Origin of the sequence: Proteus mirabilis ATCC 29906 (assembly GCF_000160755.1) — a bacterium.
Classification (GTDB): domain Bacteria; phylum Pseudomonadota; class Gammaproteobacteria; order Enterobacterales; family Enterobacteriaceae; genus Proteus; species Proteus mirabilis.
The window spans coordinates 202,398-214,035 of record NZ_GG668578.1 but is presented as its reverse complement, the minus strand read 5'-3'; the positions used below and the strand labels follow the sequence as shown (position 1 = coordinate 214,035).

Sequence of the window (11,638 nt, the reverse complement as noted above, 5' to 3'; positions counted from 1 at the left end):
TTTATATTTCACATATAACCTATTTCGTTAACAATTATGGCTTAGTGAACTTAATGTTCACGTCAGCTAATGTGGAGTATTATCATGGATGCGTCCAATTTAGCCCCATCGGCGAAATCAAGCCCGATAAACAAACGAGGGTTAATTATTTTAGCAATCGACGTTGTACTACTGCTGTTATTGCTAGAATTTTTACCCTACGATCCAAAAGCTAATGCAGGTTTAGCGTTAATGGTGTTTGTGGGTGTGTTATGGCTGACAGAAGCTATTCACGTAACTATTACAGCGTTGTTTATTCCAATCCTTGCGGTAGTGCTCGGGTTAATGAACACCAATGAATCGCTAAAATCTTTTGCTAATCCGATTATTTTCTTATTCTTCGGAGGATTTGCATTAGCAACAGCGCTTCATATTCAAGGATTAGATCGCTTAATCGCTAACCGCTTATTGATGATTGCTAAAGGCAAGCTCTCCATTGCTGTCTTGTTACTTTTTGGGGTAACGGCATTACTCTCAATGTGGATCAGTAACACGGCAACTGCGGCAATGATGTTACCGTTAGTGTTAGGCATTTTATCTAACTTAGATATTCGTTCAGAACGTAATACTTTCGTCTTCGTACTATTAGGTGTTGCTTATAGTGCCAGTATCGGTGGTTTAGGTACGTTGGTGGGTAGCCCGCCAAATGCAATTGCTGCTGCTCAACTAAATTTAGATTTTATTACTTGGATGAAGTACGGTGTTCCAATCATGTTAGTGCTATTGCCTATCATGTTTATTGTGATGTATCTGATGCTACGTCCTAACCTAAAACATAAGTTTGATCTGAAATTAGAAGTGTTAGAGTGGAATAACAAACGTGTTATTACCATGATTATCTTCTTAGTAACGGTATTTTGCTGGATCTTTAGCTCCTTTATCAGTAGCGCTTTCGGTGGTGTGAAAGATTTAGATACCGTCATTGCAGTCAGTGCCGCTATTGTTATCGGGGTGACGGGTGTAGCAAGTTGGAGCCAAATTCAGGAAAATACAGAGTGGGGCGTATTAATGCTGTTTGGTGGTGGTTTAACACTGAGCGCAATTTTACAATCTTCTGGTGCAAGTTTGGTTATGGCTGATTTTATGAAAGATACTTTTGGTAACAGCCATTGGTTTGTCATTATTCTTGCTGTAACAACCTTTATTATTGTTTTAACTGAATTCACCAGTAATACCGCCAGCGCTGCGTTACTTGTTCCTATCTTTGCAACGGTGGCACAAGCTTTAGGTATGCCTGTTATGGCGTTAACGATGATTATTGGTATCGGTGCATCATGTGCCTTTATGTTACCAGTGGCAACGCCACCCAATGCGATTGTATTTGGCTCCGGATATATTAAACAGACAGAGATGGTACGTGTAGGTGGGGTACTTAACCTTGTGTGTATCTTAGTTATCTCTCTCTTTGCTTGGTTCTTCTGGTTATAATTACAATTACTAATTAATAAATAAAAGGTATCTATAAAAATAGGTACCTTTTTTATTTTAATTAAATTAGTTTTTTTATTTTAATTATTCTAATTTTTTTAATTTTATTAAATTAGAAAAAAAACAAATTGTACCTATACTTTAATTTCATTCTTTATTCTAATAAAAATAGTAGGTACAGGGTATGATTACAGTTTTAGATTATTTATTAGTAAGATTAAAAGAGTTAGAAATTAAAACTATTTTTGGTGTTCCCGGCGATTATAATTTACCTTTTATTGGTGTTGTTGATAATGATAAAGATATTCAATGGGTAGGCGCATGTAATGAATTAAATGCATCATATGCTTGTGAAGGATACGCACGGATCAAAGGTTTTTCTGCTCTGTGTACAACCTATGGAGTGGGGGAGTTAAGTGCGATAAATGGTGTTGCTGGCGTATTTGCAGAGCAGGTTCCCATTATTCATATTGTTGGTGCGCCTTCTCAGTCAAAGCAAGAGAAAGGAAAAACATTACATCATTGTTTAGCGACGGGTAGGTTTGATGCCTTTGAAAAAATGTATCGTCATATTTCAAAAACAACGGCTGTATTAACATATCACAATGCGACGGAAGAAATTGATAGAGTATTAGAAACATTGTGGCGTTATCGATATCCGGTTTATTTATTAATACCAGAGGATGTCGGCGTGATGAAAGTTAATAAACCAAAGTTACCATTACAATTAACATTACCTCAAAGTAATCCCGACGATTTAAATAAAGTTATTACTCTTCTTGAAAATAAAATTAAGCAATCAAAATCACCATGTATTATTATTGGCGAACAAGTATCACGTTACCAATTAAGAAAACAAGTTGAGAATTTATTAGAAAAAACTAATCTGCCGTTTTTTACTGTATGGGGAAGTAAAGGGGTTGTTGATGAAGGGCGTCAACAGTATGGTGGAATATTATTTGGTGAATTATCTAATCCACAAGGTTTAGATTATATTATAAATTCTGATTTAATTATTAGTCTTGGGGTGAGTTGGGATGAAGTTAATACAGCGGGATTTACCTTCGACGTTCCCACACAAAATTGCTATCAATTTTATGATACTTATAGCTTAATAGAGGAAGAGAAGATTTATGGCGTTTCTTTACTCGATATGCCTAACGCCTTATTAGCCCTTGACTATATTTATCCCCACAACATAGCGTTACTACCGCAAAAAATAGTACCGCCTGATTGGCAAGGACTGATAAAAATAGATTCTATTCCTCTTCTGTTAGATAAAGTCCTTGATGATAATTCGGTTATTCTTGCTGAAGCAGGTAATGCTTTTTTATGTGCTGTTAATCATATATTTTCTGGTAACAGTCAATTAGTGGTCAGTAATATTTGGGCATCCATTGGTTATACTTTACCCGCCGCATTAGGTGTTACTCTTGCATTAGAAAACCAAGGACGTGCCTTTGTTGTTATTGGTGATGGTGCATTTCAGATGACTGCACAAGAGCTTTCTACTTTATTACGCTTAAAACTCAATCCCGTTATTTTTATTGTTAATAATCAAGGTTACGCATTTGAAAAGATCTTTTACGGGCCTAAAGATACCTTTAATGATATCCAAAACTGGAATTACTCACAGTTACCTGAGCTATTTAATTGTGATGCTTATAGCGTGAAAGTGGATAGTCTAGAAGCGTTAGAAACCGTATTACCTTTATTAAAAGTGCATCAAGATAAACTGTGCCTTGTTGAACTTGATATGGATAAACATGACTATTCGGAGCCAATCAGTGAATTTATTGCGTTGCTTAATCAGTATAAATGATGGGTATTAAAATGTTATAAAGTAAACAGCCATCTAACTATCCGCTCGATAGTTAGATGGCGTTAACTGTTTATCAAGGCGCTAAAAACTATTTTTTTAAGTAAAGCGTTAATTGCGTTCCCGGTTTTAACATCTTGATATCAGCATTCCAGCTCATTAATTGCTTAAGATTAATATTGTGACGACGAGCAATACTGTAATAAGAGTCACCTTGACGAACTTTATAGTAACTTGGTGAAGCGCCGGTTGGTTTGCTTGTTGGACGATTGTTCACACTACCTGCATTATGAATTTTTAATGTTTGCCCAACTAATAAGGTACTCTTTGCACTTAATCCATTGAGTCGTTGTAGCTCTTTTACACTCATATTATAACGTCGAGCAATGGCATAAAAAGAATCACCGGAGCGGACTTTATAAATGCCTTCTTGTTTAATCGACTGATTGGCTTTAGCGACCGCTAAACGGATGGTCTTTAAAATCGCTTCGTCAGCAAACGCATTTTGGAACTGCGCAAGTTTATTACGAGGAAGCAAAATAACATGAGGGCCATTTGGTGCGGTGATCCCGCGCTTATAGCCTGGGTTATAGTCTTTTACGGTTGTAATAGGTAATTGGCTAAGTTCAGCGACTTTGCTTAATGTTATCTGTTCGCCAATATCAATTGCGGCTAATGATTTATCGCGATAGTTACTTTTCGGGAAAGTGATATCGGCTTCATTGTCACGGATAACTTTACTTAATGCGAGAATTTTAGGCACATAATTCATGGTCTCTTTGGGTAATGAAAGTGACCAGTAATCGGTAGGTAGGTTTTTGCTCTCATTAGCTTTTATCGCTTGCATAACACGACCTTCGCCCGCATTGTAAGCGGCTAATGCTAAAGGCCAGTCGCTATCAAACATAATGTAAAGGCGCTCAAGCAAATCTAAGGCTGCATTAGTAGAAGCGACAACATCACGGCGACCGTCATACCATTGATTTTGTGCTAGACCATAATAATTAGCTGTGACAGGGACAAATTGCCATAAGCCCGCCGCTTTAGCTGAAGAGGTGACATGAGGATTAAACGCGCTTTCTACCACCGGAACCAGTGCAAGCTCCATCGGTAGATTACGTTTTTCTATTTCCTCAATAATCCAATACATATAAGGCTCTGCACGTAATGCAACGGTTTGTATATGTTTTGGATTATTTAAAAAATAAGTTTCTTGCTGCGAAATCCTTTCATTGTCAGGGATATCCATTTTTAATTCACTTACTACATAACCCCACAAATTGGTTTTTATATCATATTGTGGTTGGTAAGAAGTTGAAGTCCCTAAAGATGTGGGTGTTATCGCAGACAAATCGGGTTTTATGCTCTTAGATTGCTGGCAACCCGCCAATAGCAATATAGAGAACAAAATCACTTTTGTCTTCATGTTCGAAAATTAGTCCTGTGTGTTTTTTGCCCTAAATAATACTAGTGTTCCCAAATAAAACAACCGATAGGAACTAAAAGTTGTCTTTTAATTCTCTTAATTTTGTAAATGTCTTTATTGGAGCATAAGTATTAGAAGTTATACCTAAAATTCTTTGTAAATCAATATCGTCAGATTTTAGAAAAAGATTAATATTCTTTTCATTTTTCAGTGTTATCGGCACTGTTGGTTGCAAATGATGGCGCATTTCAGTAACTTTGTTTAAATAATCGGTAATATCAGGATTTTTTGGCATAATATGGTGCGCAAAGGTCAAGTTAGCTAATGTATACTCATGGGCACAACAAATTAAGGTGTTATCAGGTAATGCCATTAACTTTTGTAATGAGCTAAACATTTGTTGTGCACTACCTTCAAATAAACGTCCGCAACCGCCGGAAAATAGCGTGTCACCGCAAAATAAATAAGGTTCGCTATAGTAGGCGACATGACCTAATGTATGGCCTGGTGTTCCGATGACTAAAAAAGAAAAAGAATCAACAATAATGTGTTCTTGATCATGAATAATTTTATTAGCGCCTTTAGTTTGTGTTTCTTGTGGACCAAAAACCTCAATGTTAGGATATTTACTAACCAACCCAGCAACACCACCGACATGATCTTCGTGGTGATGAGTTAACAAAATAGCGACAGGTGTTAATGAACGTTGTGAGATAGTATCTATAACCGGTTTGGCTTGGGAAGGATCGACAATCACACATTCACTATTTTCATTACTTAATAGCCAAATGTAGTTATCGGATAAAGCGGGAATTCTGATAAGCTCCATAAAGTTACCTTACTTATAAATATAAAAGGGTTAAACGATGAAAGCAGCGCGTTCGGGAAAACCAATTTGTATGCCAAGCTCTTGGCGTAATATTCCTTGGGGAGAATATTACCGTATGGCAATTGAATTGCGATTACAAAATTGGTGGCCGAAAATATACGGTTTTCATATGCTTAAATTAGGTCAACTTAGTGCTGAACTCGATACTAAATCCAGTATGGTCTCACATCAAGTTAACGTGACTACAACGACGACAAACACAGATGTTATGGCGTCTCTCAATTATCTGCCATTTGAAAATAAATCGGTTGATGTCTGTCTTATGGCTCATGTTTTAGATTACAGTGCAGATCCTCATTGGTTATTAAGAGAAGCCGATCGTGTATTAGTGGATGACGGTTGGATCATCCTATCAAGTTTTAATCCTATCAGCCTATTAGGTATAGGAAAATGTACGCCTATTTTACGGCATAAACAGCCCTATTATTGTCGGATGTTTTCACTTCGTCGCCAAGTTGATTGGTTAAGTGTGCTTAATTATGAAGTGATAACACAACAGAACTTCCAGATTATGCCATTTTCCCGTCCCGTAAAACGTGATGGTAAGCGCTATCATGTCGGGGGATGTTTAAATTTAATATTAGCACGTAAAAGAACGCTTCCTTTAACACCCACCGCGATGAAGTTTGCATTACCGCGTATGAGTGTAAAAGGCAGAGTTTTAGGCGCTACACGTAATCGACCTGATTAATATCACTATCTGCCGTTATTACTCTCAGGTTTTATCTTGTTGACTTTCTAGATAGCCAGTATCTTCTTTTGTGGGAGATTGCGCGGCCGCTTTGGCCAGTTCATCACAGCGTTCATTTTCGTCATGGCCTGCATGACCTTTAACCCAATGCCATTCAATTTCATGACGCTCAATGGCTTTATCAAGACGCTTCCATAAATCAACATTCAGCACAGGGCTTTTATCTGCTTTACGCCATTGGCGTTTTTTCCAACTATGTATCCACTTGGTAATTCCCTGTCTGACATACTGGCTATCCGTAGTCAGTGTAATTTTACAAGGGAATTTTAACGCTTCTAATGCTACGATAGCAGCAAGGAGTTCCATGCGGTTATTGGTGGTCATAAAAAAACCTTCACTAAGGGTTTTTTCATGCTGTTGGTAGCGTAAAATTGCACCATAACCACCAGGACCTGGGTTGCCTAAACATGAACCATCGGTGAATATTTCTACCTGCTTGTGCATAAAGGCGACTTATCCTTTTTAAGTAATACGAAAAATTAACCCTAAGTCTGACATAAAAACGGATTATGAGCACTCCAATCACACGACAAATTGTACTAGATACCGAAACTACCGGTATGAACAAACTGGGCGTTCACTATGAAGGCCATAATATCATTGAAATTGGTGCCGTTGAGGTTATCAATCGTCGCTTAACTGGGCGAAATTTCCATGTTTATATAAAACCAGAAAGACTGGTTGATCCTGAAGCTTTTGAAGTTCACGGGATCAGTGACGAATTTTTAGAAGATTGTCCTTCATTTGCAGAAATAGCGGATGAGTTTTTAGCGTATATTCGTGGTGCAGAATTAATTATCCATAACGCCTCGTTTGATATCGGCTTTATGGATTATGAGTTTCAGAAGCTTAACCGTGATATTCCTCTCACAGAAACTTTTTGCCAAATAACCGATAGCCTTGCTATGGCAAGGGAGTTATTTCCTGGCAAACGCAATAATCTAGATGCGCTATGTGACAGATATTTAATTGATAACTCCAAACGAACACTGCACGGCGCATTATTAGATGCCGAGATCCTCGCTGATGTTTACTTAGCTATGACCGGTGGGCAAACCGCATTAGCTTTTTCAATGGAAGGTGAACCGAACGAAGAGCAAAAAGGGGATGATATACAACGTATTGTACGACCAGTGCGTGGATTAAGAGTAATAAAAGCCTCTGCAGAAGAGTTAGTTGCGCACGAAGCTCGGTTAGATTTAGTGGTGAAAAAAGGAGGCCACTGTTTATGGCGTCCAGCTCCTGCTTCGAATGATGAAACTGCCTAAAGGTAAAGTGATATAAATAGAGTGTTGAGATTAAAAACTATCCAAACGCATCTTTTTGTTAGAAAAATAGTTGACGACAAGGTAAGAGATTCGTAATATTCATCTCGTCCGAAAGGATACGCGGAGCGGTAGTTCAGTTGGTTAGAATACCTGCCTGTCACGCAGGGGGTCGCGGGTTCGAGTCCCGTCTGTTCCGCCAGAATATGACGCCATGCTATTGATTAGCATGGCGTTTTTTTTTAGGTTATGATGGAATACCATTATTGACTTACTTAGATTTGGATATTTCGTATTGATAATCTCACCATTTTTATGGTCATCCTAATATATTTTGGGGTCAAAAATAATAGTAACCGTTCCACGGTAAGTATCAGGTCTTGTTAAAAGCATTTTATCGACATCATGTTGCGCTACCAGAAAATCAATATTCCCCTTACGATTACTTCCAATATCTTTTGTTAAAAACGTATTATTTACTATATCCTTATGGATTGGCATTAGCGCACGTGTAACCGTGCTATTGGTTTTCTGATTAATAATATTATTTGGTAAGCTCAAATACGCTTTTACTGGAACCAGTTGACCATTATTGTCACTTTTTATGGCACAATTTTCACCGTGAACATATTGGCATTGTATATAAGTCGTAAATGCACCTGTTGAAGACAGTAAAAAATCACTTCGAGCAGTAAGCTGAGGTGTAATTTTCGTTATCATCCAACGTTCCCAGTTTTGCTTTCCTTGCTCTTCGGTACAAATTTTACCTGCGCTACAAGGTTGCAATGATAACGCACGACTTTCAGGCGTTGTAGTGACGATTAAATCATGATTAACAGAAAGAATAAGATTGATATCAACAACGCTGTCACTGGCTTGGTAATTATCGCCAAAATCAAAGTCGCCTCCTGGTCCTACAGTAAATGATAATTTCCCTTTATAGGTCCCTGATCCTACGGTTAATAAGTTATCTTTAGCCACTAATGAATAACCCATGCTCATGTCATAAAATCGGTGAGGTTCGGTTCTGTTTATGGTACTTATTTTATAACAGGGTGAAGTGTTGTTTGATGTTTTCCAAATAAATTGGATCCAGCTTCCTGAGCCTGACCCTCCTCCCCATGAAGGAGTATAAAAAGTACAGCCCCCTCCCCGAGGTGCGCTAAAATCTTTGCCTTCATCCCAACTAGATGAACTGCTATTTGTTGTAAGTTGTGAAGAATAACTAGTAACCCTAAATATAACGTCAAATGTTTCACCAGTATTCTGATTTCTTACTGTAAGTATTCTAGGGGTTTTAGGAAAATTAAAGTAAGCACCTTCACGAGGTTTATTTTTAGCAACAATAGGATATGAAATTGTTGTTGTTAACGGCAAATAAACACTGACATCATTAGCATCGCAATATTTTGGCCATCGAGAACAATATCCGCTTCTGGGGGTTGTATTTGTAAAAATACCATCACTATTACTGTTATTTATTGCGGGGGTGAATTTTGCGGTTAAATTAATCGTTGCACTATTAACAACCGCACTCATTGCGAGCATAACAGTGCCAAGAATGTAATGATAATAGCGCATTACATATCTCCTATTGGTGAACAATGAATAACTGGGAAAAACTGTACGTCTTTTCCTGGTGATAGGACATCAGGTAATTGACACGATAACGCCGGTGATTGACTATTGCCTAAGACCGTTAATTTTTGGTTATTAATACCTGAATCTAATGTCAAAACGCCTTCTGCATTAATAATCCCACTGCTGATATCACTAGTAACCTGACGATGCTTTAATATTTGACCAAAGTTATCTTGTAGCATTGCCACCAGCACTGTTGTTTTGACGGCTTTTAATTTTAAATATTTCACACTACCCCGGTTCATATTTATCGATTCATACTCAGGAAAAACTTTGCCGTTATTTGTACCCATGCTGTAAAAATGAATAGGCTCATTTTTCCAGATATCAGTAGGAATGATATTTCGTCCCTGAAATAATTTTGTTTCTTTGATACTGTCTGAGGCGACAATTTGCATATCGGGATCATCTGACTCTAAGTCAACGATAAATGCCGATTCCATCCCTAAACTGCGTTCGCCACTACTCACCGCAAAATTTCCTTCACCCAACACCAGTGTTTGACTTATGTTGATCCCCGTTGTTGTGCTTTTGTCTTGCACGTAATGCTGGACATATGCATCACCACTAAGTGTTCGACTTTCCAAGGCGCCGTTACCGCTAATGAGTGTATTTTCACTACTTTGTGATATTCCTGCACCTAACCAACGAACAGCCCCTTCATCTTGGGGTTGCCATTGGTAATTTAGGCTAGAATAACTATTGCTATCGTTAATACCTGCATCTACTGATAAAGTATGTTTTGCACTCGGCATTACTGACAGGCTGACGCCTAGTGCCACACCCTGCTCCCGATTTTTTTGATTAAACCCGGGGCGGTCATACGCACTTAACCGAAAATTAACATCTCGATTAGCCAAAATCGCTTTTGTTGTCAATGCGGTATCAATCTCAACTCCTTCTCTTGATGGGGTTTTCATATATTGTCCATTCAATGTCAGTGAGCTAGACCAAGGTAATTGGGTGAATAGTGAAGCTCCCCAAGTATTTCCTACTTGTTGAGACGACTCTGTTAAACGATAATTTTGATTGGAAGTTCGACGCCAAAATACATTCATTGAATTCCCCGGTGAAAGTGTTCGGTAATAGCGTAAATCCACGCCTGAATTTTTTCGGGTATCTTCATTAGTCAGGGTGTATTGAGCAAAAAAACTATCATCAGAAGATAATGTTATATTTGATCTTGCACTGAGTTGATAGTTATCAGCCGATATCAAGAGGCTACTTCCTAAAATGACACGGGGGGTGAATAAGTAATCTATGGCTCCGCCACCAATAAATGCGCTATCATTTTCAGTTGTATTCTTACTACTAAGAACTAAATCCTTTTTTTGTCCTCCCCATAAATTCAAACGCCATTTTTGATTAGGGTTTTGCCACCCTAGCGGTTTGTATACTTGAGCCGTTTGAGTATCCACAACTTTACCATTTTCAAGGGTATTAATTGTTATGTTATAAATACCACTAGGTAAACGCCGTGTGTCAATGGCTTGCATGCCAGGTTGCAGTTGTTGTGAATAGATGAGCCGATTATCTAGCCATACTTCTGCGATCCCTTGATTGGCGGCCGTGATATAAATAGGGGAGGCACTGACACTTTCGTTATTTATCAATAATGCATTTGATGTTCCCCACATCACTCCGGCGACAGAGCCTGTATTAAATCCGTTGGTTTCGACATTTCCTTTATCCGTATCTGGAGAAAAAATGCCCAAGCGGATAAAGCTACCGGCTAATTCTTTTTGGGTGTATAGCGCATAAATATTGGTTTCTTGTGATTGGTTGGCCTGACTAGAGCCATAGGACTGTAGTGATATATTTTGCGTCCAGCCGAAAAGAGATGAAATTACGGATGAACTAAAATTCCAGGTCTTTGCTGAATGCACTGAAACGGCTGACAAATTATTGTGCATAATGACACCATTTGGCAAAGCGCTAGGCAAATAGATATAATCACTTTTCACTTGTTCAGTTTCATAGTGCGAAGTAAATAATTTTAATGAAGAATTATCTAGTCGATATTCAGCAGAGACGAGTCCTGCGGGGCAGGAAGCATCACAAGCACCTAATGAGATGCCTTTTTGTAAAATCTCAGCCCATTCATTTTTAACTTGCGGTTTAATATCAGGTTCTTCATCTAAAATTCTCAAGAGATTAATTTGTCCATTTTCATGAAGTGAAAAGACAGCTTCAAAAAGGGGAGAATCATTAAGATACACTTGAGAAACAATTTCTGAGTTATAAAAATATTGCTTAAATTCACTCGGTATTTTTATTGTATTATTTGCCAGGAATACACTTGATCCTAAGGCTATTTCTGGTATTAACATTAATGCAAATAATACTTTCATATCACATATACTCACTAAATCACTGTATA

At 38.0% G+C, this 11,638-nt stretch carries 9 protein-coding genes and 1 tRNA gene; 5 read left to right on the top strand and 5 right to left on the bottom strand.

Annotation, left to right across the window (positions count from 1 at the left end; translation table 11 throughout):
- Positions 1-84 precede the first annotated feature (84 nt).
- Both HMPREF0693_RS09105 and HMPREF0693_RS09100 read left to right on the top strand, forming a co-directional pair.
- Positions 85-1,467 (top strand): SLC13 family permease, encoded by a 1,383-nt coding sequence (locus tag HMPREF0693_RS09105; RefSeq protein WP_004247295.1) that lies wholly within the window; start codon positions 85-87, stop codon positions 1,465-1,467.
- 184 nt (positions 1,468-1,651) lie between these two features.
- Positions 1,652-3,289 (top strand): alpha-keto acid decarboxylase family protein, encoded by a 1,638-nt coding sequence (locus HMPREF0693_RS09100; RefSeq protein ID WP_004244979.1) that lies wholly within the window; start codon positions 1,652-1,654, stop codon positions 3,287-3,289.
- Positions 3,290-3,377: 88 nt separating this feature from the next.
- Here the strand turns inward: HMPREF0693_RS09100 and mltD are convergent, their stop codons facing one another.
- On the bottom strand, positions 3,378-4,712 hold the full coding sequence (mltD, locus tag HMPREF0693_RS09095) for a murein transglycosylase D (RefSeq protein ID WP_004244978.1): 1,335 nt from the start codon (positions 4,710-4,712) through the stop codon (positions 3,378-3,380).
- A gap of 73 nt (positions 4,713-4,785) precedes the next feature.
- Complete coding sequence (gloB, locus tag HMPREF0693_RS09090; protein ID WP_004244977.1) at positions 4,786-5,541, bottom strand: hydroxyacylglutathione hydrolase; 756 nt, start codon at positions 5,539-5,541, stop codon at positions 4,786-4,788.
- Between the two features lie 37 nt (positions 5,542-5,578).
- On the opposite strand from gloB, the gene HMPREF0693_RS09085 reads away from it, so the two are divergent.
- On the top strand, positions 5,579-6,292 hold the full coding sequence (locus HMPREF0693_RS09085) for a class I SAM-dependent methyltransferase (RefSeq protein WP_004244976.1): 714 nt from the start codon (positions 5,579-5,581) through the stop codon (positions 6,290-6,292).
- 24 nt (positions 6,293-6,316) lie between these two features.
- On the opposite strand, the gene rnhA is transcribed toward HMPREF0693_RS09085, so the two are convergent.
- Positions 6,317-6,796: a ribonuclease HI gene (gene rnhA, locus HMPREF0693_RS09080; protein WP_004244975.1), complete on the bottom strand. Its 480-nt coding sequence runs from the start codon at positions 6,794-6,796 to the stop codon at positions 6,317-6,319.
- A 65-nt stretch (positions 6,797-6,861) separates the two neighbouring features.
- Here rnhA and dnaQ point away from each other — a divergent pair, with 65 nt between their 5' ends.
- Together dnaQ and HMPREF0693_RS09070 are read left to right on the top strand one after the other, a co-directional pair.
- Complete coding sequence (dnaQ, locus tag HMPREF0693_RS09075; RefSeq protein ID WP_004244974.1) at positions 6,862-7,620, top strand: DNA polymerase III subunit epsilon; 759 nt, start codon at positions 6,862-6,864, stop codon at positions 7,618-7,620.
- Between the two features lie 122 nt (positions 7,621-7,742).
- Positions 7,743-7,819 (top strand) — tRNA-Asp (locus tag HMPREF0693_RS09070).
- Positions 7,820-7,941: 122 nt separating this feature from the next.
- Here HMPREF0693_RS09070 and HMPREF0693_RS09065 read toward each other — a convergent pair.
- Positions 7,942-9,198, bottom strand: a complete 1,257-nt coding sequence (locus HMPREF0693_RS09065) for a hypothetical protein (RefSeq protein ID WP_004244973.1) — start codon at positions 9,196-9,198, stop codon at positions 7,942-7,944.
- Positions 9,198-11,609, bottom strand: coding sequence for a TcfC E-set like domain-containing protein (locus HMPREF0693_RS09060; protein WP_004244972.1), 2,412 nt, complete (start codon positions 11,607-11,609; stop codon positions 9,198-9,200). Before HMPREF0693_RS09060 ends, HMPREF0693_RS09065 begins: the two co-directional genes overlap by 1 nt.
- Positions 11,610-11,638: the final 29 nt, after the last annotated feature.